Raw genomic sequence first — 23471 nt, 5'->3', positions numbered from 1 at the left:
CTGCCAAGGACAAGAAATCTTCCTCTTTCGATGTTCGAATACAAAACGCCGCTTCCGGAAACCGAGGCGGCGTTTTTGTTTGTGTTGTCGTCTTCAAAAGTACGCCGCGCTAGCCGAGCTCACGCGGTCCTGGCCATTGGCGTCGCGCGTTGCGATCGACAACACAGATCCGGCGGCAAGGTTCCTCGACAAGACGGTGATGCTCGGCCCGGCTTTGACGGTGGTCTGCGCCCGCAGAAGGCGATCGAATGAACTGCGTGCCTAACGACCGTTCTGGGTCAAACTGCGACTTGGCAGGGAGGGCAGCTTTTGGCGCGCAAACCGGACCTAGTCAGGAATGGATCTCTTAGCTGCCTCCCGAGGATCAGGCCACGGATAGGACTGCGATTGCACGATTGAGTTGAGGATCATCTAGACCCATGGAGCCCGGCTCGGCTTGGACCTCGATCGTGGGTGCGACGCCAACGCCTTCCAGCCGCTCGCCGTCGACCTCCACGTCCCCGACCGCGAGCAACAGCAAGCCGCCATCAATGAGAAATGCCGTCGCAGCGAGGACAGCTCCCTCGGTCCGGCTACCGATGACCTCGCCAAGCCGATATTTCTTGAAGCCATAGGCAAGGATTTCCTTGCCGCTGCGGGTGCCACCGTTGACAAGCATGGCGGCAGGCTTGCGCCACTTCACGTTCTCGAGTTCGCTGGCGCGATTGCGATCAGTGACCTGTATCGTCGGCGCTCGCGTGTTGAACAAATCAAGATATCCGGGGATCGCGCCGCCCCAGCCATCGCGCAAGTCCCAGATCAGTGCGTCGGCGCCGTTCAGGGGACTCTGCGATAGAAGATGCTCGAGCGTCCGCTGATACACGGAGCCGGCGTAGCACCAGACATGAACATAGCCGATGCTTCGGCCGTTGGCCGGTATTATACGGGCGCTGGCCTTCAAGCCGTCCAAGAACATCTTGTTGGGCTCAATTTCGACCGGAGTAACCGATATTTGCATAAACGCGCCGGCACGACGCAGCCCCAGCACAACTTCCTTGCCGACCTTGCCACGGAATGACTGTACCGGCTCAAACGGTGCACCATCGGCGAAGACGATCGCATCGCCAGCGAGCAGGCCGGCTTGTTGGGCTGGCGTGCCTTCTATAACACCGGTGATCATGTTGCGACCCTGCGTGTCGAGACGCGAGAGGATGCCAATGCCGGGATAGGAGATACGGCCATTCGGAAAAACACGTTCCAGTCCGCGCCGCCTTAACGCACCAGCAAAGATATCAGAAAGCTGGTAGTACTCTGGTTCGTACGGTGTGTAGTAGCGGGTGTGCGAAGCATGCAGCTCAGAGAGCATACTATTAATGACGCCGGCCAGCGCCTCTTCGGAACTCGCCCGCGCGGCGTCCGGCAAGTAACGTTCCCGGACGGCCGACCAATCGAGCCCGTCTAGGTGCGGATCGTAAAAACGATCTCGCACGGTCCGCCATACCTCCTCGAACGTGGCGATGCGTGCGGGCACGGCCTGGGATGTGGCCGAATCCGCTGCTTGTTGCTGCTCGGCCCACAACACCGTTGGAGTCAGAGCTGATGCCGCGGCCACTGACGTGAGCCGCAAAAAGCGGCGGCGCGACAGTGCTGAGTTGACTACCTTCTTCATCGTGCAACCTTGCGATGGAGCTCGTCGCTGTCTCGATAATCGGACATTCTCAGAGCCAGAGGGAATGTCTCAAACGGGCCGAAAGCGGCCATTGAACCGGATTTGAGGCCGCGCACGCCAATCCGCGCTTTTCGTTGGTTACGATCCACGTAGCCCAGCACGCCGCTGCAGTTCTGAGCGTTACCTCAACGCGCGTTGAAGGTGAGGCCGGCGCGCTCCTTTAGACGCTTGCGCAACGCCGGACCCATCAGCGCGCCCGGCGTCCAGGTGCCGCCCTCGCCCTGCACGTCGCGCACGAGGCAGAGAGCGCTCTCGGCGATCATCTTGCTGGTCGAGCCGTAGCCCGGATCGCGGTCGCCCGTGACGACCGCCTCGACCCGTCGGCCATCCGGCAGCTCGCCCAGGAAGAGGATGTCGTAGAAGCCCTTCGCGCGCTCTTCCCGAGTCGGGCCTGCACCGGGTTTGAGACCGCCGGTCCCGAGCAGGGAAAATATGGTGGCGAAGGTCTCCGTCGTCACGCGACCGATTTCCCCAAATCCGGGCGCGACCATCATCTCGTCGTAAACGAAGTCCGTGCCGTAGGGATGACCCAACAGGAAATTCGTGCGGTGTACGTTCTTGGTGTTGACCGGCGCCATGGGAAACGGCACGAGCCACACGTTCATGCTCGGGTCGTATTCGGGGATAAGGCCCGACGGCTGAGACGGCCCGGTGAACCCCGGTGTCAGCGCGAAGGGATCGGTCAGCAGCCGGATCAGGGCCGGGTCGCGCGCCGCGGCCGCCAACGTCGCCTGGGCGCTCGCTGCGGTGCCGCCCGACATGCCGCCTTTCACCTTGCGCAGGCGGGCTTTAACCCGCCGCGCCGGGCGTCCGAATTTCTCGCGCGCCTTCTCCTGCAACGTGAGCACGCCGAGATCGAACGGGATGGAATCGAAGCCGCAGGAGAAGACGATGCGCGCGCCGGTCCGTTTCGCCTCTTCGTGATGGGCGTCGATCATGCGCCGCATCCATGCCGGTTCGCCGCACAGATCGACATAGCTAGTGCCGGTGGCCGCGCAGGCCGCCACAAGCTCGGGGCCGTAAAGCTGATAAGGCCCGACCGTCGTGATAATCACGGCCGCACGCTCGCACATCGAACGTAGGCTGGCCGGTTCGCCGGCATCCGCTTTCACCAAAATCAAATCGTCTGGTGCGCCGATGTCGGCACGCACTTTCTGAAGCTTGTCGGTCGAGCGTCCCGCGATCGCCCAGGACGGAGCATCGTCGCCGCGATAGGACGTCGTCAGATATTCGGCGACGAGACGGCCGGTGTAACCCGTCGCGCCATAGACGATGAGGTCGAAGTCCCGCTTCACGACGCTGGTCCTCCTCGAACCCGGGAGAGCGTTACCCCTTACTCGGACCGGTCTTCCGCCGGCAGGATCGCACCAGCTTGCCTAGCGCGCTCATTCGATCACCTCGTCGGCGCGGGCCGAGCAGGCGCCTAAGAGGTGGGGATGCCAGGCCATTTTGTGCTGTCCCGGAGCCCGGCGAGGACACGAGGACGCGCAGTAAGTGCCACTAGAGGGGGCAGCCGCTTTCGTTGAACCGTCCCATCGCATTTGACGGAGGATACCACAGTTCCTGTCTTGGGGTGCGCAACGTCCGGTTGGAGTCAATACGCCATTTTGACCGCGGGCGAGCCACTTCCCGTCTCCCCTCGACAAGCGGACAGTTTCCGGGCCGGTTGGCGTGCCCCAAACGGGCCAACACCGGAAGAACTCAGGGTGAGCAAATCTGGTCCGAGCGCTCGACAGGAGTCGATCGGTGTCGCAAAAGCGACGCAGCACTGACGGGTCGGATTGCAGGAGCCGAAGCCTCGTGTTGCCCCGGAAGCAGACCTGAAGGAGAAGGGGCGAACGCGACTCCGGCAGCAGCCGCAGGGTCCTCGTGATGCCGCTAGTCAAATCGCACATGTGCAGCAAATGCTGCCGCACGCGGCGGTCTCAGATACGAAACCTGTTGACAGGGATCGGCTTCATTCGTCCTTCCATTTGATCGAGCAGCCAATAGACGCCTTTTGGTCAGCCGGCGCAAGACCGGTGGTCGTAATCGCGCGCATGGCCTCGACAAGCTCTCGGGGCGCCCCCGCGCGAGGCGGAGTCGCACGCCCTTCGTCGAGCCGGCCGCGATACTTGAGCTTGCGGTCGGCATTGTAACCGAAGAAGTCCGGCGTACAGACCGCCCCATACGCCCGAGCGACTGTCTGGGTCTCGTCGTGGAGATATGGAAACGGGAAATCATGAGCCCTCGCGAAACGCTTCATATTCTCAAACGAGTCTTCGGGATAGTTCGCCGCATCGTTCGAGCAAACCGCCGCAAAGCCTATGCTCTCCGACATCAGCACGCGGGCGTCCGAAACCATGCGGTCGATCACCGCTTTGACATAGGGACAATGGTTGCAGATGAAGACGACGACCGTGCCTTTTTCGCCCGCAACGTCGTCCAGTGCGTAAATCTTGCCGTCGGTGGCCGGAAGCTGGAACACGGGCGCCGGCGTATCAAGAACGACTTGGGTAGCTGCTGTCGCCATTTCGCACCTCCTTGTGCCCAAATATATGCTGACTACGGCCTGCTGGGGCACAGTTTCCAAAGCCTACTCGCCAGTCGCGTTGTTTTGGCCATATGTTAGCCATTTCCGGTCGCCCCTTAACAGCCGTCATTGGGACGAGCGCGGGATTTCGTCGGTGTAGGCCACGAACGGACGTTAGCAGCTCCAATGTCCCGACGCGTGGGGCTGCGACCATGATAAACTGCTGTCCAAAGTTTGTTCGCCCGGCGGCTCTGAATGATCGTCTCGACACTCACCGCCGGCCGCGCTCCTGCGATTTTTTTTGCCGATCAGACAGGGCACCCGGGGCTCTTTCTCGGCGGCTGGGACGATCCCGCTCTCTGGCGTGAGGCCCGCAACTTCGCGAACAAGCTTGGTCCGGATCGCTGCCTGGAATTTTTCGCGATCTTTGATCGTCATGATGAAGGCGCCCGGCCCTCCGATCACGCAGTCCTCGTAATAGAGATCGAGGTTCTCGATATCGGTCGTCGAGAGGGATGGCTCCTTCACCATGATCGGGAGGCCGTTGATGATGATGCCTTTCTCCAGGGCAGCGTCGCGCGCGCCGGTTACGGGGGCTCCGTCGTTGTTCGGCCCATCGCCGGAAATGTCGATGACGCGCCGCAACCCGCGATACGGATTCTTTTCGAACAGCTGCAGTGCGAAATTAATCGCACCGGAAATTGAGGTCGCGCGGCCGCGACCTCATGTGCCGCTAATGCAAGCCACCGCCCGCGCGGACTTGCGGGCTAGGCTTTCTGTTGGCGCTGGCGGCGTGCTGTTTACACCCCCAGAAATTCCTCGTCGACGAAAGGGCCCACGCCGATCTGGCCGATCGCCTGGACATGTTTTGCCCTGCGAGACCAGGACATTCGACCTACCGCAGGCTTCGCGACGATCTCTTCGGGCATGTAGCGTTTTTGCCGTTTGTAGTCCTCCTTGAGGCCCAACACATACCTCAAGTCGGATCACTTCCAGGAGGTGGATAAGTGTGGCATTCGCAAGGACCACCAGGATATTATAAATTCCGACATTCGCGCTCAGGAATAATGGTTCGAACGGACAAAGCGGCGCGGCTCCTGGCGCGGTTCATTCTATTCAAGGGAGACCAGCGTGGGCACAGCGATTCGTAGCAGCGGAATGATCCGCGAGGCCTCTCGGCTCGCCGCAGCCGGCGAGCTCGGAAATTCGGATGTCATTCGACTCTTGCAGATTCCTCATAGCAAAGAGGACGTTCAAGAAGTGCTTCGCACCTTCGAGCAGCAACTGTCCCGAGAAGCGAAGAGCAAGTTGACTTTGGACGCGTTCGTGCCGCCACCGTCCGATGTCGATAATGAGCGGTACGAACCACTCTTCGACAAGTACATCATCACGGGCAAGACCTATACGACCGCCAGCGGCGCAGTCGTGCCGAATGAGCTTCAGTATTATAACGGTCAAATGGTGCACCTCTACGGCGAGTGCTCCAATGTACCTCTCGTGAATGCCGCATTGGCCGGCAGTGGCTACAGGCCGATAACCTTGAAGTACGCGGACGGCAGGCACGCGGCTGTCGCACAGCTCTGGTCGAATAAGTTCACCGACACCTCGATCCGGCCGTATGCCGCCATGTTCATAGTGGTTGCTGCCGTGGCGGACAACGCTCCCGAAAGCCAGGCGTCCCTGAAGGCGGCCTCCAACGGCGCATCGAGCGTGCTTGTGATGCTTGATGGATCGTTCGATCCCGCAACAGCGGTGTATGAGAACAAAGCGCGGATGTACATGCTCCGACTGCTCGATACGACCCAGGTTGCGATCGACGTCGGCCGCGAGCGCATGGGTACCGACAAGCGGCCCGGGACCATCGATATGGCGTGCATCGGTCGCCAGCTTCACTTGTCGATCAAAGACCAGCACAGACGTGGCGTCGTCCAGGGAGACCTGGCGCTTACCGGGGATTCGACGGCATACGAGTCAGTGGTAGCTCAGGCGGTCAAAACAGCCGGCGTCACGCTGCAGGCGCTTCCGCGCGGTGCCGAATGCGTCTACCCGGCGGTCGCGCGCATCGGGCAGGGGCCGGTCGTTTGCTGGCAGTGGCGAAGCGATGTCGCCCCTCGGCTGCAGCCGGTGATGCCAGGATCTTTGCACTTCGACCGGAGTTCGGAAGAAGGTCGGACCCTTCTCGCATGGGGCTTCACGCCCAAAGTGCTGGGTTTTTTTCCCAAGGTGCGGGGGGTGATCACCGGCCTGGCGGATCAGACCCCGCGTTGCGCCCGCGACAGTTCGGCTGCATGCGAGGGAATGGCAAACGCCGGCTCGCGCCTTCGTTGGGGGGCATCCGAAGAGGCCGCCTCTGCCCCATTCCGCTTGGCTTGGAATACGAGCTTCCTCGGATCATTGAAGGTGGTGCTCCGCAAAGAATTGGTCGGCCCAATGTCCGACGGCCTCCGGGTCAATTGGCACATCACGGAAGGGACCTTCGTTGGGCCGGGTCACGATGCCGTCGTGTTACCCGGCGCGGCGGACTGGATGCATATCCGCCCGGATGGAATTGCGATCGTCAACGTCCGGGCGTGTTTCGAGACGCGGGACCGTGTTCGCGTGTACGGCGCCTACGGTGGGGTCGCCGATTTTGGTCCCGACGGCTACGCTCGGGCGCTGCGCGGTGAGTATGACCAGCAAATCTCCGCCGTGGTCACACCGACATATGAGACTGCGGATCCGAGGCTCGAATGGCTCAACCGCGTCCAGTGCATCGGTGTGGGGAAGGTGGACATGAGCGCGCTTCGCGCGCAGTTCGACATGTACGTGGTGCGGGTGGGGGAGCGAGCACAAGAGGCGTCCAGCGCTGCAGCACAGTCACCGATACCGGAGCAGATCGTCACCGCGGTTGAACGTTTTCGCGCCGCGATTCCTGCCAATTTCGATCCGATCTACGTCGAGAAAGTCGTCATACCGTTCTTCCTGACGAACGTTTACGAAGGGGAGCGGCCCCTGTTGCCAATGATTGACCTTAATTTCAGTAAGGAGAATGCACTCCCTCGTGATCGTTTTGGTCTCATCTATCGTGACTGGAAACCGACCCCTGAGGAGGGCGTGATGGTTTTCCTGCAAGGTCTCGAGAAGCGGGGTGAGAATAATCTTCGCAAGCGAATCTATTTTTCGGCGGTGACGCCCGATCTCTATAAGCCGATGTACCGCGCCAAAGTTACAGCTTTTTTTGACAAGCTCTTAGATCAGAAATTCGCTGACAGGCCATTCATGCAGCATTACCTCGACCACTATTTCGACCTCTATTGGGACCTTCACCTTGGACTTGTTGGCAGCGATATTCCCCGTGAGGTTCGTGAAATAGGAAAGGCGTTCAATACGGTCTTTGCCTATCGGGATCCGTTGCTGCCAGTTACCTACCAAAACTATATGAAGGTTCGTGAGCTTCAGGATTTTCTCAAATCGTGGATCGGCAAACGCATCAGCGATATCCAATCGGGCAAAATCAAAAATCCCGAGAGAACCATGGCCTGGCATTGGCTGAAGAATGCCCAGGACGGCGGTCATTTCAGCAAGAAGGACATGGTCATTGAGTGCCTCCACGATTTCGTCGCGCTAAGCCAATGGGGCAATGCGATTTTCCGGGTCATGTCGCTCCTGTCGGAAGACCGCGGCGACCAGGCCGTGCGAGCATCATTTCAGAAGACAATGAGCGGAAATTTCGACACTGCCGGAGGTACGTCTTTCTCGCCACTTGAGCTATTCGTAATGGAATTGTTTCGCGTGATTTCGCCGAACGGTGGCAGCGTCTCCGCTATCCATGATGTGAGATCAAGCGTCCGCGGGGAGGCTCCGCAGCAAAAGATCGACATGCCGTTTGAAAGGGACAGCTATGTATCCACACCGCATGCCAGCACCAGCCTGGATCCGGTTCACTGGACGGATCCGAATACGTTCGATCCGCAACGATATCTCCGCGTCCCGACCAGCGCGCAGATCAACGATGACAAGTGTCGGCAAATCGGCCTGGCACGGTGCCCGTTCGACATCACCAATTTCAAGGTCAAGGACGGACGAAACGCCCATATTACAAATAGCGGCTTCGGCACCTTATTTGTCGTTGCGGACGAACGAAGCTATCCGGTTTGTGACTATGCCGGCTTTGCTCCGTTCGGCTTTGGATACCGACGATGTGCGGGTGAACGACTGACAATTCTCGTATTTGAGGATTTTTTGCGAAAGGTCTGGCGCGACAAGATCGCGTTTCGGAAGCTTGATCTGGCAAATCCTGCTCGCGTACCAGTCGGACTGGACGCAGTGATCCAAGACGATATCGGGTTCTACAGATCCGCCTTGCGATAGCGTATCGCGCCGCTGGCAAGCGGTTTTTCGCCGTCGCAAGCGGGCTGGCGCCGGCGTGGGGAGATCCAGCAGGTCGCCAACTACCGGCAGCAGCCCCTGTCCTGTACACGCAATACAATATAGTCTATTAGACAGAACCAGAATGCGAAGTCGGTCGAGCAAATGCCAGGCAAATGCTATGGATCGAAAAGCGCGGTCGAGGACTCGGGGCTCTCTCCCCCGGGGGCGTCGCCGCTGTCGCGTTTGCCGGGACTTGCCGATGCGGCTGGCGTCCAAACCGGGGCGGCCCAAAAGCGCGGCCTTCTTCGACAACCTTCTGACGCGCTTCAATCGGTACGCCAAAACGCTGCGCGCTGGGGAGACTCCTCGGTGCAGCAGGCGGCGGCTTGCGCCCCCCCCTTGGTGACCAATCCCGGCGATCTCATTGCGCGCGCACTCGAAATCCTCGCCGAGGAAGACGAAGCATGGCGGATGCGCAGGGGTCTCGATCTCACGCCGCGGAGCGTCCCGTGAATTCCCCGTCTCGCGGATTCGTCAATAGACGGCCGTGCGTTTTTGCGGAAGCTGCGGCAAAGCCCTCACCTATTCCGGCGTGTGACCGGTTTCTTCCGGCGCCTTCCCTGACGCTGCAAACGGATGAAGCTCCAGCTAAGGCAGCATGCATGCCTTCGATGCAGCGCGCACGGGACGGCTCGGAGCTGCGATGGGGCGAGGCGGATACGCCCGTGCCCGCTGCAGTGATTTCTCCGGGAACCCCGGCATCGGTCACGGTAGCGGTCTCTCCAGTGCGGCCGGGTCAGGCTGTCACGGTGGAGTACCGGGTGAACGGAGGTTCGGTCCGTCAGGCAATCGGGCAATCCGCACCGCGCGTCCACGGTGCGAACGGCCGGCTATTCCGGGCGCTCCTGCCGGGCCAATCCGGCGGAACGGTGGAGTTTCTGCCGGTGCTTGGCTTTGCCGGCCAGCCGATCTCTCCGCGCCTACGGGAGTCCGCCGAATGTCCCCGGTATCAGGTGGGCTGCGGAGCGGCACCGGTCGAGACCGCTGCTCTACCTGCAGGCGAGCCCCGCTGGGACTGGGATACCACGTTCCTCTGGGCCGGCACGGTGGCCATCCGTACGGAGGTAATAGGCGTTATGCCGGATGGACTGCGGATCAACTTGCACGTCACGGGAGGACGCTTCGTTGGGCCGCGCTTCGAGGGGATCGTCCGGCCCGGCGGGGTCAACTGGCTGCGCATCCGCAAGGATGGTGTTGGAATAGTCAACGTGACGGAGTGTCTGCAGACGCTGTCTGGCGCGCGGATCGACTGCTTGTATGATGGCATCCTTGACCTGGGTGCGGACGGCTACGCACGTGCCATCCGCGGAGATTTCGGTATACTGCCGCCGTTCGTTCTTGCTCCAACCTACGCGACCGCTGACAAAGAACTCGCTTGGCTCAACCGCGCCCAGTGTATTGGCGTTGGCAGAGTGGACATGAAGACGCTTCGCGCCTCGTACGACATATACGTCGTAACGGCGGGGGCAGCAAAACATGTAGAGTGAAGACTTATTCGAAGCCGCCTGGAGTGCGCGCAGACGGTGTTTTGAGCTCAAGATATTTGCGTTCGTGCGCAAGCACAAACGACATCTCGTTCCCGATGTATCTGATTAGGGGGGCCTCTGAGATGACAACCGATAATCCGCAAGTGCCTTGGACCGACGAGCAGTGGGCTCGTGTCAACAAAGTCGTTCAAGAGGAAGCTAGCCGCGTACGGATCGCGGCGACGTTCCTTCCGTTGCTTGGGCCGCTGCCCGGGGATACCGACTTCGTGAGGCAGGAAGTTATCACCCAGGTTGCTCCGCCTAATTGGGCTGCTTGGGCTGCACCGCCGCCGCCATTTCCGCCGCCGACAATATCGCCTGTTCCGCCGCCGATAATATTAGGTATCCAGGACAAGCGTGTCATCCAGTTGGCGACGTTACAGGTAAGAGTGCCCGTGCGGGGTGCGCAGATGGCCGATCCGGAGATGACCAGCGTGCTGGCCTTATTCCGGCGCGCTGCCAGCGTACTGGCTCGTCTCGAGGACGCCGTCGTCTTCAGGGGATTGGTGCCAGACTTAGCATTCCCGGGACAGAATAGGTTTGCCCCTCCCATAAATGTCGGCCCAGCGCCCCCGCAAAGGCTCTGGGAAATCACCGGCGGGGAGCCAAGCCGTGGACTTTGGACAATCCCACTCGGATTCCCTCCGGCGCCGCAGGTTGACATTGCAGCGGAGCCCCAAACAACCAGAGACGCGCGGCTGGTAGTCGGGATAGCCCGGGCCATTGGCCTCCTGGAAGCGCAGGGTCACTTCGGACCGTTCGCGGTGGTGCTCGACCAGGCGCTGTTTCTTGTCGCTCAGACGCCATCGCCGGCTCTTGTATTGGCGCAAGATCGCATCCTCCCGTTTCTGGGCGGCGGTCCGCTGCTACGTTCGTCCACGCTTAACGTCACTCCCGCCGTTGCGAACGGCGTGGTTGTGGCACTTGGCGGCGAGCCAGTCGAGCTAGTCATCGCCACAGACGTATGCGTCCAGTTCCTGCAGGTCACAGCCGAGCCGAATTTCGTCTTCCGTGTGTGCGAGAAGATGGCGCTCCGCATCAAGGAACACGATGCGATCGTACAGCTGATTGAAATCGGGGCACCGTAGCGATTGACATTTCCGGCGATCGCGGCGTGTACGGACAAATGTCTCGGGGCTAAGCTCACTTGATCGCTACTCGCCTCGGTACAAGACTAGGAGGAGATGCAAATGCAAATCTCAATAGGCATCGAGGATTTGAAATCTGCCCTTTCGATCGATGACGAGGCCGCCCGGCGAAAAATTGAGAAAACCTATAGAGTGAGGAGGATCGACGACAACACGCTAATCGAACCGAAGCGCCAGAAAGACGGGTTCAGAATAACTGTGGAAGCGCCGAGCAGCGGTCTATTGTTCATTGACTTAATTGACGAACACGGAGCGCCCATCGATACCCTCGCATATGATCTGAAAGCAGGAAAATTCTGTCAGCCTGTGCGAGACCCCGAACCCGCGGCTTCCGCTCAGGCCAAGCCGCAGGCCGATCCAGGGCGCGACCTTGAGCTCGCGCTGGAGATCGGTAGCAAGGCCGCGCTCATCGTGTTCTTGGACCATCATCCCGAGGGGCTCTACGCGGACCTGGCAAAGGCTAAGCTTAAGGAGATGCCGTGAAGGCCAATCGGCAAACTCGCCCAATTCCTAATGCGGATCGCTTCGAGCTCTCTACTTGGTAAAATACAGCTGGCTGCTGGCGTACGTTTGGCAACTTTGTGCAATGAAGCTCATGCTTGAAAGTGCTCGTGAGATCGTCGAGAGTGATCTGATGTATCGCGTCCCGCGCGCTCGGTGACGCCTCCAAAGCTGGCTAAAAGTCGGACTAAGTGGTCATGGCTCGGTGAAGCATGCCTACTAAGGTTATCGTCTTGGGCGGCGGTGTCGCCGGCATGAGTGCCGCGCACGAGTTGGTCGAGCGCGGCTTTGATGTCGTGGTGCTCGAGAGCGGCGATATTGCGGGAGGCAAGGCCCGCAGCATTCCCGTCTTCCACGAGGGCGAGGACACCAGCGGACATCAGGTCGCCGATGGCGCTGGGAGTTCGATCCAGCATCGGGTGCCCGGCGAGCATGGGTTTCGATTCTTCCCAGGTTTCTACAAGCACGTAATCGAGACCATGCGCCGCATACCGTCGTTTGACGGGAGCAAGGTGGCGGATCACCTGGTGCCGACCACGCGACTGGAGTTCACGCAATACGACGAGCCCCCGTTCGTCGTACCGGCGGGCTTTCCGCTCTCGCCCCGCGATGCCGGCACCACGTTGCGGGACATCCTGCTGTTGTTCGAACACTCCACCGGCCTCACACCCGACGATCTGGCATTCTTCGGTGCGCGCGTCTGGCAGATACTCACGTCGTGCCCCCAGCGCCGGCTCGCAGAATACGAACGCACGAGCTGGTGGGAGTTCGTCGGCGCCGAGCAGCGGTCGGAGTCATACCAGAAGTTCCTCGCCACCGGCATAACGCGCTCGCTGGTGGCGTCCAAAGCGCGCAAGGCCAGTGCGCGCACTATCGGCGACATCTTTGTGCAGCTGGTGCTCACGATCCTGAATCCGATCGCGGGATCGACTGATCGCGTGCTCGATGGGCCGACGAATCTCGTCTGGATCGACCCGTGGCTTGCGTATCTCGAATCGAGAGGGGTGCGGTACGTCAAGAACGCACGGGTCGAGGAGATCCTTTACGAGAGCGGACGGATCACCGGCGTCGTCGCTCGCCAGCACGGCCAGCGCATCATGGTGCATGGCGACCACTACGTGGCGGCGCTCCCGCTCGAGGACATCGCCCCCCTGGTGAGCGACCGCTTGGCGGCAGCCGACCCGACGCTCGCCAACCTGCGCGCGCTGGCTCCGAACCTGGAGTGGATGAACGGCGTGCAGTTCTATCTGCACCGCGCGGTGCCGTCGGCGCACGGGCACGTGATTCACATCGACACCGAATGGGCGCTCACGAGCATCTCGCAGCTTCAGTTCTGGCGTGATGTGCCGTCTGAGCTGTTCCGAGATAGCGATGTGCACGGCATCCTCTCGGTCGATCTTTCTGATTGGACGGCGCCGGGATCGGACGGACGCCCAGCCATGCGGTGCTCGCGTGAAGAGGTGGTGCGCGAGACATGGAATCAACTCAAGCGCTCGCTCAATGATGCCGGTGATGAGGTGCTGCGCGATGAGGATTTGCATTCGTGGTTCCTCAGCGCAAACATTGAGAACGATCCCGCACGCCCGGGCTGGCTACGGAATTCCGAGCCGCTTCTGGTGAACCAAGTCGAAACCTGGGCCTTGCGTCCCGAGGCGACCACCGCCATTCCAAACCTTTTTCTGGCGTCGGACTACGTTCGCACGCATACCGACCTCGCGACGATGGAGGCAGCCAATGAGGCAGCTCGGCGCGCAGTGAATGGCCTGCTTGACGCCGTGAAATTCGACGGAAGCCGCTGTGAGCTGTGGCCGCTGCACGAACCTGAAATCCTCCTGCCATGGCGGCTGCACGATGCTGCGCGATACCAGGCCGGCCTGCCGTGGGACGCTTCACTCGCGCAGGTAGCTGCCCACGCCTTACGCGGTGCGTCGCCGCTGCTGGAGCAGGCGAGCTCCCTGCTCGAGCAGGTATCGCCGTTCACCCATGCCGTCGCCGACACGCTCGACTCGCACAGTGCCGCCGCGGATGATGTCGGCGCGCTTGATGCGGTCGACCCGGCGACGATGGCGCGCCGCTTGGTTGATGTGCCCACCCTGCAGGATGCGTTGATCAAGGTCGCGGATACTGTGCCATTGGCCGGCGAGATCGTAGGCCCGGCCGGCTTTCTGGACCGCCTGGTGTGGTATCGCGACATGCTGGCCGATATGCTCACAGAAGGTGTACCGACGTGGGAACCGCAGCGCCACCTGTATGGGCTCGTGACGGATTTCATGGGCCGGTCAGGCAAGGGCCTTCGTCCTGCCCTCTGCATCGCGACCGCGAGAGCGCTGGGCGGCCGCGCGGAGGATGCGTTTCCTGCCGCCGCCGGCCTGGAAATGCTGCACAATGCATTTCTCGTGCACGACGATATTGAAGACGGTAGCGACTGGCGGCGTGGCGTTGCGACAATGCATCGCCGCGCCGGGATTCCAATTGCCGTGAACACCGGCGATTCCATGAACGCACTCGCTATGCGCCTTTTCCGCAAGACCGGCGAGCGGCTCGGCCCGGTGACGGCGCTGCGCATCTTCGACGAAGTCGATCACATGGTCGTCGAGACCTTGGAGGGGCAGGCCAACGAACTAGGATGGGTACGAGACAATGATCTCACAGTTACGACGGACGATTATCTGCGGCTCGTGCTCAAGAAAACGGCCTGGTACAGCTTCATTCACCCCATGCGGATTGGTGCACTCGTTGCCAACGGCGAGGACCAGAATCTCGGTCGATTTGATCGGTTTGGCTATCTGCTTGGACTGGCTTTCCAGATCACCGACGATGTTCTTAACCTGGTTGGCGACATTGGGCGTTACGGCAAGGAGATCGACGGAGATCTCTGGGAAGGCAAACGGACGCTTCTGCTCGCGCACGCCCTGGGTCGGGCGAATCCCTCTGACCGTGCGTGGATTAGCACCTTTCTGGCGCGGCCCCGCGAGCGACGTTTGCCGCGCGAAGTGCTGAGGCTACATCAGATCATCGCGGACGGCGGGAGCATCCCATGGGCGCAGCGAGCGGCAGCCGAATTTGCAGAGGCTGCAGCGCGCGAATTCCACAACTCGGCGTTCGCCGGTGTGCCTGCAGGTCCAGACCTCGAATGGCTGCGCACTTGCATAAACTTCCTGACCCAGCGCGACGCGTAATCGGGTTCAGGTTGGAATGAATGGGGACATCGTAACCCGATTGCTCTTAGATCCCTTGATTGAGTCCCGCCAGGAAAGCTGCATCTGCGCGCGACCGCGGCACAGCCGTCCTACTGCAATTTTCCAGGGTTATAGTAGGTTGTCGCGGAACGTCTGCGCGACAACGTTCGGCAGCACCGGAGAATCGTATGGAGCGCCTCAGCAAGCCAATCGATGCGGACATCCCCTTGCTTGAGAAAAGCGCTGATCAGCTCGGCTATGTGGTGCCCGATCTTGAGCAAGCCATCAAGGGCTGGATAGACCAGGGTATCGGGCCCTGGCTCACGATTGGTCCGGTGGTGGTCACTGATAACAAGTATCTGGAGAGGCCCTCACGCCCGCTGATCATGTTCGGATTCTGCCAGGTCGGCGGGGTGCAGCTGGAGCTTATTCAGCCGCTCGACAATGAGCCGTCAAGCTGGCGCGCCTTCCTTGCGGCCGGAAGGAGCGGTCTTCAGCACTGCGGTTTTTGCGTCGAGCCGCACGATTACCAGCGGTCCGTCGCGCAGACCAAGGCGTGTGGCGCGACGATCCAGCAGATGATGTCTTTTTCGGGCGCCCGCTTCACCTATTTTTCCCTGCCTGCTCGCGCCGGTCCTCTGATGGAACGAATTCGTCTTGGAGAGGTGGCGCCTGAAAAAGCAAATGCAGTGCGCAATTCCATCGCGGGGGGGTGCGAGATCGTAGAACTGATCGAGCTCCAGCCCCGTATCAGCGAGATGTTCGCAAAAGTTACGCAAGCAGCGGCCACTTGGGACGGCAAGGCCAGGCCCGTTCGTCACCTGATAGGGCCTGTCGCAAAGGCAGCAATCGGTTCGCACTTGCTCCGAACTATGCGATTCCGGTGATGTATTTTCGTGGCGGCGCGACGCACGGTATGTGGCGGCATGCTCGCCTTGACGGCGGCGCATTGGCCTTGATCGCGATCCGCTGCACCGGCATCACGCCGAACGAGCGCGGCCGGTTTGCGAGGCTTGGCGGCCAAGCTCGATCCGCCGACATCGCGCGGCGATCCTTTGAAATCGATGGTTGCGGTCATGGCGGCATCGATGCGCGCGCCTGTTCGAGCGATCAATTGCGCGACGTTTCGCTGCTCTCGCTCATGCCTTGAGCTGCTCCAGCAGCGATTTGGCCTCCTTCAAGTCCAGCGTGTCGAAACCCTCGGTGAACCAACCATAGACCGGGGCGAGAATATCGTGGGCCTGCTGTCGTTTGCCCTGATCGTACCACAGCCGCGCCATGCTCACAGCCGCACGCAGTTCCCAGGACTTTGCCTGCTGCTGACGAGCGACCGCCAGCGCATGTTCGAAATATTCTTCCGCTTTCGTTGCGTTTGGGTTGGGCGACGATAGCTCGATTTCGCCTGCCATGCGCTTGATCTCGGCCTCAAACCAACTTTCCTTGGTTGTTTCTACCTGGGTCATCGCTTCGCGAATGCAGTCCCGTGCATCATCGAAGTGGTCGAGTTCAGCATGAGCGCCCGCCAGATACGACAAGCAGAATGGCACTAGCGCTGTTGCCGCCGTTGACCGACGTGCGATGATACCCGAGTCGATCACATGGACCGCGTCTGAGGCCTTCCCAGTGAGGGCCAAGACGCAACCTTGGACCACCATTCCGAGCGACCCCCAAAACAATGAACCTCTCTCGTCTGCCAGGGGGACAAGTTCATTAGCTTCGGCGCTTGCTGCCGCATAGTTTCCGCAGCAGATATGGGTAAAGGATGTATGGAACAGGGCATACATCAAAGTGGCTGCTTGGCCGATCTCGCGCGCTTCCTTGAGCGCCTGTTCAGCGTCTCTGCCTGCAGCCTCGGGGAAGCCAAGAAGCCATAGAGCCCAGGACCGATAGGATAGGGCTGCGACCCTAATGTCCTGGCCAAATCGAGCCGCCAGCGTACGATGCTCGGCGGGTTCGTAGATCGCGATCGCCTGATCGTAGTGTGCCAGACTTTCTGCAAGGACGCCCGTACACGTCAGAGACGTAGCCATAATACGATGCCCAAGCATGAGCGGAACCATTGTTCCCTGCTTCTCGGCAAGCGCCAAGCACTCTGTCGCAAGGTCGAGGAGAGCGTCGCTTTTGAACTTTATATAGTTCGTGACCCAGAACCCATAGAGGACTGAAAACAGGAGCAACGGGTCTTCAGGGGGCTCTCCGAGTGACTCCGCTTGCGCGATGAAGGCGCGGGCTCGATCGAGAGATGCGATAGTCTCAGGGGCCGCGTGGCCCTTGGTGTTCATCAAGGCATTCACAAGCGCGACCTCCAGTTTGATCTGGTCGCCACGCAGCGCTGGTGTGCCCGGCAGCGTCGCAATCTGTGAAAGAGCGCGGATTAGCTGAACCGTCGCCTCTACTAGCGCTGAACGCGCTAGCGACCGCTGTCCCGCCTTGCCCCATAAGGCCGCCGCCCTCTCGATCAGCCCGGCCTCAGTGCAGTGATGTGCTAGCCGTTCCGGCTGGCTCTCGGCTGTTTCGGCGAATTGGCTTTCAATTGCTTCGGCAATGCGTGCATGGAGCGCGCGGCGGGGCTGGCGCAGCAACGTGCTATAGGACGCGTCCCGCACCAAAGCATGCTTGAATAGGTAAGTTGCATTCGGCGGCGAGCCTAACCTGAAAAGCAAACCAGCCTTTATGAGACGGTTCAGCACTGATCCCAGTTCCGCCGCTGGCACGCGCACCACCGCCGCCAGGAGAGCATGCGAAAACTCCCGGCCGATCGCCGCGCCAATCTGTGCCACTTCTTTGGCGGGGCCGAGCCGGTCGAGCCGCGACATCAATGAGGCGTGCAAACTTGCGGGGACTGCCCAGGCCGGGGACGGAATGACGGCAATCGTGCGTTCGACTGCGCCGTGGCCCTCCGCCTCCAGCACTGCCTTCGTCATCTCCTCCACGAACAGGGGGACGCCATCGGTACGTTCGATGATGTCCTGCCTGATGCCCGCCGGCAGGAGCTTGCTGCCGACTACGCCGTCGATCATGGCGCCGACTTGGTGTTTCGTCAGCCGATTGATCGTCATGGCGGTCACGTGCTGCCGCCCGATCCAGGGCGGATCGAATTCCGGGCGGAATATCACAATCATTAGCGCGCGAAGGGTCTCAATCCTGGCCACGATCCGGCCGAAAGCTTCTAGGCTCGTAGGATCGGTCCAATGCGCATCCTCAAAGATTATCAAGACTGGGCTTTGCCGTGTAAGCGCTTCTAATTGTGAGATGAGCGCTTCGAATGTTCGCTGCCTGTGCTGCTGCGGGGTCAATTTGAGGGCGGGATAGCGTCCATCATTCGGAAGCGACAGCATCTCGGCAAAGAGCGAAGCGTCCCCGATCGAGGTCGAGGTCTGAGCGAGCAGGGTATCAAGCTTGTCGAGCCTCGCGTGCAGTGTATCGTCGTGCGCCAGCCCGGCGGCACGTTCCATCTGCCCGATGATCGGATATAGCGCGCTGTCGGTGTGCTGCGGCGAGCAGACATAGCGCAAACGCGTATGCGGCTCTCCGGCGAGTCGTTCCAGAAGCGCGGCAGTGAGACGCGACTTGCCGATCCCAGCCTCACCGGCGATCAGGACCGCCTGGCCTTCACCTGTCTTTGCCCTGGCCCAACGCTGTAGAAGCAATTCGAGTTCTTCCTCCCGCCCGACGAGGGCAGTCAGGCCAGTTGCGTGTAGCGCCTCGAAGCGGCTCTCCACGGAGCTCGCCCGCAACGCCACCCAGGCCCGCGTTGGCGCGGCGATGCCCTTGAGGTCCTGCGGCCGGAGGTCTTGTAGCTCGAAGAGGTTTCCGAGCAGCCTTCGGGTGCCTTCGGCGATGACAACCGTGCTCGGCTCAGCGATCCCCTGCAGACGAGACGCCAGGTTCGGCGTCTCGCCCACCACCCCGCGTTCCTGGGCCTCGCCGGCACCAACGAGATCGCCAACCACGACCAAGCCTGTCGCGACCCCGATACGCACCCGGAGCGGCTCCTGGATACCCAGATTGCCGATCGCCTCGATGATCGCCAGTCCTGCGCGGACGGCACGCTCGGCATCATCCTCATGAGCGTGGGGATAGCCGAAATAGATGAGCACCCCATCGCCCATGTACCTGGCCACGAAGCCGTCGAACCGGGCGACCGTCTCCGCGACGCACTTATGATAAGCGCCGATTACCGAACGCAGATCCTCTGGGTCGAGCGTGGTCGAGAGCGCGGTCGAGCCAACGAGGTCGGTGAACATCACCGTCAGTTGGCGACGCTCGGCGTCGTCTCGCCGAGTTGGCTCGATATCCACGAGTGCAGAAGGTGCCGTTACGGCAGCCGAGACGTTGCTGAGATCGCGGATCGCATGCAGCATTTTCAACCGGTGGCCGAGCGAAACGCCAAGGTCTTTGAGATGTTGGTCGGTCAAGTCGGGGAGAACGGCCATATCAATGTCGTTCTCGGCGAACCTCTGCGCATACTCGGACATGCCGAGCTTTTTGAGCCAGTCCGCAATTTGTTGCACCGCGGTCACCGTGATCCGTGCGTCGCCTATCTAAGTGTTGGCCCGACGACTACAGAAAGAGATTACACAAGAAAGACCGCGAAAGCACGTCCTCACGGGCGCGGAATCGCGATACCAATCGAGCCCTGAATGCCCGCCCTGTGCGCTGGCGATTGGTATAGAGGACCAACAAATCAATGCATGACGTACCGACGCTCGACATGGAGCAGGCCCGGGCGCTATTCCGACAGTTTGCCGAATCCGTGCCCGCGCGGACCTCGGACCAGCGAATTGCTGATCGATGCGCTGGCGAAGATCGCCTGCCCGGGCCCCCCGGCAAAATTGATTTGCCGCTCGGGGCACCGGACCGTTCTCTGGAAGTCGACGACCTTGCTTCACGCAGTCGATGCAGATGAACACCGCATCGATCCAAGAGCGCAACTGCGTCCGCCCACACCCGCCGCAGTAGCGAACATGTTGCCCGCTAGACTAGGCAAATCCGCCGAGGCGCTTGGCGATGCGGTGCGGATGGCAAGTGATTTTGCTCAGCGCGTCGACATTGTCGAGCGCTGGGTCGGGTCGATGCTCGAAAGCGGCACGCAGGACTGCGCGATCGGCCTCTCGTCCCGGATGATGGTCGCCGCCGGCGGCCGCGCGCGGATCAAGGACAGTGTTGCAAAATCCGGCCTTAGCGCCAGTCAATTCCAGCGCCGGTTTGCGACGCAAGTCGGAATGGCACCAAAGCTGTTCGCACGCACCATCCGGTTCGACCGGGCGCTGGCGTCTCGTCGCAATACCCCGAGCCGTCGAGCCTCTGGTCCGTTATTTGCGCAATGATCTGAAGGCTGCGCGTACCTCATCTGAAAACAGCTTCGGCTCCTCCCAGGCGGCGAAATGTCCGCCACGTTCGACCTCGCTGAAGTAGGCGAGGCCGGGGTACATAATCTCGACCCAACTTCGGGGCGCAGCAAAGATTTCGCCGGGGAACGTCGAAAATCCCACGGGAACCGCGACCGCAGGAGGAGACTTGCCGGCCGCACGGGCTGCGGCCTGTCCGGCCTCCCAGTACCACCGTGCGGCCGAGGCCCCAGTGCCCGTCAGCCAGTACAGCGTGATGTTGTCGAGGATGCTGTCCCGGGTGAGATTGCCCGCGGGCTTACCCTCCACGAACGCTTGGGAAATCTTGTAGTAGCTGTCCGTGTCATGGTCGAGCATCCAGCTCGCGAGCCCGAGGGGTGAATTCAGCAGGGAGTAGCCGATCGTCTGTGGCCGCGTCGACTGCTCTAGGAAGTAGCCAAAGCCACTCGCCCTAAACGTCGCGGCCGCCTTCTGCGCCGCGCGTTCCTTCTCGGATTCTGCGGGCAGCTTGTCGGACATTGCCGCCACACCCGCGAGCAAGTTGACGTGGATGCCGAGAAGTCCCTTGGGTGCCTGGCGCCCCATCGCATCCGTTACTGCCGCTCCTACGTCGCCACCCTGGGCGACGTAGCGCGTGTAGCCGAGGCGATCCATTAGCCCCGCCCACGCACGCGCGATGCGCGCGGCGTCCCATCCGAGTTCGGTCGGCTCACCCGAGAAGCCGTAGCCTGGCAAGGACGGCAGCACCAGGTGGAATGCATCGTCGGGAGTGCCACCATACTTGGTCGGGTCAGTCAGGGGACCGACGGTATCGAGGAGTTCGATGACCGAGCCAGGCCAGCCGTGCGTCATGATCAGCGGCAGCGCGTTCTCATGCCGGGACTTGACGTGGATGAAATGGATCTTCACCCCGTCGATCACGGTCGTGAACTGTGGCAACGCGTTCAGCCGTGCCTCGCACTTGCGCCAGTCGTACTCAGTCGACCAGTAGCGGGCGAGCGCCCGCAGCGTCGCCAGTTGCACACCCTGCGACCGATCCTCAACGAGCTCTTTGGTGGGCCAGCGCGTGGACGCGAGGCGCCGGCGGAGATTAGCGAGGTCTTCACCCCGGACATTGACTCGGAAGGGAAGAATTGCGTCGGCTTTGGTAGTACCAAACGGGGACCCTCCTTGCTTCGATTGCGCGCGTGCGGCGACGAAATGTATTGGAAGCAAGCCGACGGCACCAGTTGCGACTGACCCTGCGAGGAGGCTGCGCCGGGTGGGTGAAGAGGAGATTGCAGTCATGTTCGGCCTCCTTGTTTACAAGCCCGCTCCTAGACTAGTGAACTGCGATGCGTCGCTCTGACCCACAAAAGGTTGGCCGAGACATAGGCCCGGTAGGCTCGCACATACTCGCGGAACTCTCGAACCCACTCACGCACAGGGCTCTAACGCCTGATGTTTGCCGCTCGCCTTGACGATTTTACTCTACTTGCGAACGGCACGCCGCCAAATTCAGCGATCCTTGCTCGGCGCAGCTTGTTGAACCAGGGCCCCAGCGCTCGGCCATCGAAGTGATCCGCGATTAGCGCGCGACCTCCCTGTGATGCCCCAGGTTCGTCGGCATGGTAGTCAGCGAAAGTGAACTCACGGTCGGTATTGGCCCGAACGCGAAGCCCTGGAATCGAATCGGACCCAATTTGGCGCGACAAAGCGAGCGAAGGCTGGTGGGCCCGGCAGGACTCGAACCTGCAACCAGACCGTTATGAGCGGCCGGCTCTAACCATTGAGCTACAGGCCCCGCCGCGGGACGGCCGCGGATGTGCGGCCAGCAACGGTGCGCGGTTCGTTTACAGGGATGGAGGCGGGGGTGCAATGCTGGCTCCGGCGGACGGAAACCCCTGGCGCAGCATTGCCGGTGATTTTTGAATTACCGAAATTGACGATGGTGCCCTTATGCTCCTGTTTTGCCCGACGAGTCAAATCGGCTCGCGAAGGCCCTTTTTTCGCTTCCGTAACCCATTGTGATTACGTGGCTTTTCTACTGTGCATGGGGTTGTTTTCGCACATTGTGATTCCGGAGGGGCCTGCAGGTCCCTCCGAATGCTTTGCTGGCGCGCTACGGGCGCCGCGCAGGGCCACCCCTAGTCGACCGATACCCCGGCGAACTCCACCACCTTCTTCCACTTCTCGGTCTCGTCAGCGACCAGCTTGCCGAACTCGGCTGATGTCATCGGCTTCGGGATGCCGCCGTTCTCGGTCAGCCGCGCGATGACCTTCGGGTCCTTGAGGACTTCGCCGACGGCCTTGTTGAGGATCTCGATCACTTCGGGCGGCGTGCCCTTCGGCGCGGAGATGCCGTAGAAGCCGACCGATTCGAAGCCCGGCACGGTCTCGGCGATCGCCGGCACGTCGGGCACGGTTGGCCAGCGCTGCGGCGAGGTGACGCCGAGGGCGCGGACAGTGCCGCCGCGCGACTGCTCGAGCGCGGAGGGGAGGTTGTCGAAGATCAGCTGCACCTTGTTGGAGATGATGTCGGGGAAGGCGATCGCCGAGCCGCGATAGGGCACGTGCACCATGTCGCACTTGGTCATCACCTTGAACAGCTCGGCCGACATGTGCACCGAGGTGCCGTTGCCGGACGAGGCAAAGGAGATCTTGCCGGGATTGGCCTTGCAGTAGTCGATGAACTCCTGAACCGTCTTCACCGGCATCGCATTGGAGACGACCAGCATGTTGGTGAGCTGCATGATGCTCGCGACCGGCACGGTGTCGCGCAGGAAGTCGTAAGGCAGCTTCTTGTAGAGCGAGGTCGAGATCGCGTTGTTGGGTGCGACGAACAAGAGCGTATAGCCGTCGGGGGCTGCGTTGATCGCGGCGGCGGCCGCGATGTTGCCGCCGGAGCCGGCGCGGTTCTCGACGATGAATTGCTGGCCGAGGCGATCCGAGAGCGCCTGCGCCATGATCCGCGCCACGATGTCGACCGGGCCGCCGGCGGCGAAGCCGATCATCCAGTGCACGGGGCGGTCGGGGTAGCCGGCGGCGGAGGCGGGAGGGGAGGCGTTGAGGAGAGTTGAAAGAAACAGCAGCCCAAAAACAGTGTTACGCAAAATTCGCAACATGACGTCTCCCATTGTTCTATTGTCGTTGGGCT

The 23471-nt window shown here is 61.1% G+C and carries 16 protein-coding genes, 1 tRNA gene and 1 pseudogene; 9 read left to right on the top strand and 9 right to left on the bottom strand.

Annotation, left to right across the window (positions count from 1 at the left end; translation table 11 throughout):
- A partial coding sequence (locus ABIB99_RS40475) for a hypothetical protein (RefSeq protein ID WP_354181264.1) occupies positions 1 to 252 on the top strand: 252 nt, incomplete at its 5' end.
- Positions 253 to 364: 112 nt separating this feature from the next.
- Here ABIB99_RS40475 and ABIB99_RS40470 read toward each other — a convergent pair.
- From ABIB99_RS40470 to ABIB99_RS40450, 5 genes and pseudogenes are all read right to left on the bottom strand, one after another.
- Positions 365 to 1648 carry a S41 family peptidase gene (locus ABIB99_RS40470; RefSeq protein WP_063985285.1) on the bottom strand — a complete coding sequence of 428 codons (1284 nt, stop codon included), beginning with the start codon at positions 1646 to 1648 and terminating at the stop codon, positions 365 to 367.
- A gap of 185 nt (positions 1649 to 1833) precedes the next feature.
- Positions 1834 to 3003, bottom strand: a complete 1170-nt coding sequence (locus tag ABIB99_RS40465; protein WP_063985284.1) for a saccharopine dehydrogenase family protein — start codon at positions 3001 to 3003, stop codon at positions 1834 to 1836.
- 662 nt (positions 3004 to 3665) lie between these two features.
- A complete protein-coding gene (locus ABIB99_RS40460) occupies positions 3666 to 4220 on the bottom strand; it encodes a thioredoxin family protein (protein ID WP_063985283.1) in 555 nt (184 codons plus the stop codon).
- Between the two features lie 297 nt (positions 4221 to 4517).
- Positions 4518 to 4940 (bottom strand): annotated as a pseudogene (locus ABIB99_RS40455) (DUF1194 domain-containing protein); the annotation flags it as partial.
- 80 nt (positions 4941 to 5020) lie between these two features.
- Positions 5021 to 5188 (bottom strand): hypothetical protein, encoded by a 168-nt coding sequence (locus ABIB99_RS40450; RefSeq protein ID WP_354181261.1) that lies wholly within the window; start codon positions 5186 to 5188, stop codon positions 5021 to 5023.
- A 163-nt stretch (positions 5189 to 5351) separates the two neighbouring features.
- Between ABIB99_RS40450 and ABIB99_RS40445 the strand changes: the two genes are divergently transcribed.
- From ABIB99_RS40445 to ABIB99_RS40415, 7 genes are all read left to right on the top strand, one after another.
- Positions 5352 to 8570 carry a DUF3237 family protein gene (locus tag ABIB99_RS40445; protein ID WP_354181259.1) on the top strand — a complete coding sequence of 1073 codons (3219 nt, stop codon included), beginning with the start codon at positions 5352 to 5354 and terminating at the stop codon, positions 8568 to 8570.
- A gap of 662 nt (positions 8571 to 9232) precedes the next feature.
- Positions 9233 to 10117: a DUF3237 domain-containing protein gene (locus tag ABIB99_RS40440; protein WP_354181257.1), complete on the top strand. Its 885-nt coding sequence runs from the start codon at positions 9233 to 9235 to the stop codon at positions 10115 to 10117.
- A gap of 122 nt (positions 10118 to 10239) precedes the next feature.
- The gene (locus ABIB99_RS40435) at positions 10240 to 11244 is read left to right on the top strand and encodes an encapsulin (protein ID WP_354181255.1); all 1005 of its coding nucleotides are present in this window, start codon (positions 10240 to 10242) and stop codon (positions 11242 to 11244) included.
- A gap of 102 nt (positions 11245 to 11346) precedes the next feature.
- A complete protein-coding gene (locus tag ABIB99_RS40430; RefSeq protein ID WP_354181253.1) occupies positions 11347 to 11787 on the top strand; it encodes a hypothetical protein in 441 nt (146 codons plus the stop codon).
- A 251-nt stretch (positions 11788 to 12038) separates the two neighbouring features.
- Positions 12039 to 14984 carry an FAD-dependent oxidoreductase gene (locus ABIB99_RS40425; protein WP_354181251.1) on the top strand — a complete coding sequence of 982 codons (2946 nt, stop codon included), beginning with the start codon at positions 12039 to 12041 and terminating at the stop codon, positions 14982 to 14984.
- A gap of 188 nt (positions 14985 to 15172) precedes the next feature.
- Positions 15173 to 15871 (top strand): VOC family protein, encoded by a 699-nt coding sequence (locus ABIB99_RS40420; RefSeq protein ID WP_354181249.1) that lies wholly within the window; start codon positions 15173 to 15175, stop codon positions 15869 to 15871.
- Complete coding sequence (locus ABIB99_RS40415; RefSeq protein ID WP_354181247.1) at positions 15871 to 16134, top strand: hypothetical protein; 264 nt, start codon at positions 15871 to 15873, stop codon at positions 16132 to 16134. Before ABIB99_RS40420 ends, ABIB99_RS40415 begins: the two co-directional genes overlap by 1 nt.
- Here ABIB99_RS40415 and ABIB99_RS40410 read toward each other — a convergent pair.
- Complete coding sequence (locus tag ABIB99_RS40410; protein WP_354181243.1) at positions 16124 to 19507, bottom strand: adenylate/guanylate cyclase domain-containing protein; 3384 nt, start codon at positions 19505 to 19507, stop codon at positions 16124 to 16126. The genes ABIB99_RS40415 and ABIB99_RS40410 overlap by 11 nt on opposite strands.
- A 261-nt stretch (positions 19508 to 19768) precedes the next feature.
- Between ABIB99_RS40410 and ABIB99_RS40405 the strand changes: the two genes are divergently transcribed.
- On the top strand, positions 19769 to 20314 hold the full coding sequence (locus ABIB99_RS40405) for a helix-turn-helix domain-containing protein (protein WP_354181241.1): 546 nt from the start codon (positions 19769 to 19771) through the stop codon (positions 20312 to 20314).
- Here ABIB99_RS40405 and ABIB99_RS40400 read toward each other — a convergent pair.
- The 3 genes from ABIB99_RS40400 to ABIB99_RS40390 form a co-directional block, all read right to left on the bottom strand.
- Positions 20300 to 21622, bottom strand: coding sequence for an epoxide hydrolase family protein (locus tag ABIB99_RS40400; RefSeq protein ID WP_354181239.1), 1323 nt, complete (start codon positions 21620 to 21622; stop codon positions 20300 to 20302). The genes ABIB99_RS40405 and ABIB99_RS40400 overlap by 15 nt on opposite strands.
- Before the next feature lie 420 nt (positions 21623 to 22042).
- Positions 22043 to 22118, bottom strand: a tRNA-Ile gene (locus ABIB99_RS40395).
- 343 nt (positions 22119 to 22461) lie between these two features.
- Entirely contained in the window at positions 22462 to 23439 is a 978-nt protein-coding gene (locus tag ABIB99_RS40390; RefSeq protein WP_063986651.1) for a Bug family tripartite tricarboxylate transporter substrate binding protein, read from the bottom strand.
- Positions 23440 to 23471: the final 32 nt, after the last annotated feature.

Origin of the sequence: Bradyrhizobium sp. LA6.1 (assembly GCF_040547805.1) — a bacterium.
GTDB lineage: Bacteria > Pseudomonadota > Alphaproteobacteria > Rhizobiales > Xanthobacteraceae > Bradyrhizobium > Bradyrhizobium barranii.
This window is presented reverse-complemented; position numbering and strand designations above follow the sequence as displayed.

Bases quoted from the DNA above. Each gene is read 5' to 3' on its own strand.
- ABIB99_RS40415 (WP_354181247.1), top strand. From the start codon at position 15,871: ATGTATTTTCGTGGCGGCGCGACGCACGGTATGTGGCGGCATGCTCGC.
- ABIB99_RS40435 (WP_354181255.1), top strand. From the start codon at position 10,240: ATGACAACCGATAATCCGCAAGTGCCTTGGACCGACGAGCAGTGGGCT.
- ABIB99_RS40460 (WP_063985283.1), bottom strand. From the start codon at position 4,220: ATGGCGACAGCAGCTACCCAAGTCGTTCTTGATACGCCGGCGCCCGTG.
- ABIB99_RS40390 (WP_063986651.1), bottom strand. From the start codon at position 23,439: ATGTTGCGAATTTTGCGTAACACTGTTTTTGGGCTGCTGTTTCTTTCA.
- ABIB99_RS40440 (WP_354181257.1), top strand. From the start codon at position 9,233: ATGCCTTCGATGCAGCGCGCACGGGACGGCTCGGAGCTGCGATGGGGC.
- ABIB99_RS40400 (WP_354181239.1), bottom strand. From the start codon at position 21,622: ATGACTGCAATCTCCTCTTCACCCACCCGGCGCAGCCTCCTCGCAGGG.
- ABIB99_RS40470 (WP_063985285.1), bottom strand. From the start codon at position 1,648: ATGAAGAAGGTAGTCAACTCAGCACTGTCGCGCCGCCGCTTTTTGCGG.
- ABIB99_RS40420 (WP_354181249.1), top strand. From the start codon at position 15,173: ATGGAGCGCCTCAGCAAGCCAATCGATGCGGACATCCCCTTGCTTGAG.
- ABIB99_RS40430 (WP_354181253.1), top strand. From the start codon at position 11,347: ATGCAAATCTCAATAGGCATCGAGGATTTGAAATCTGCCCTTTCGATC.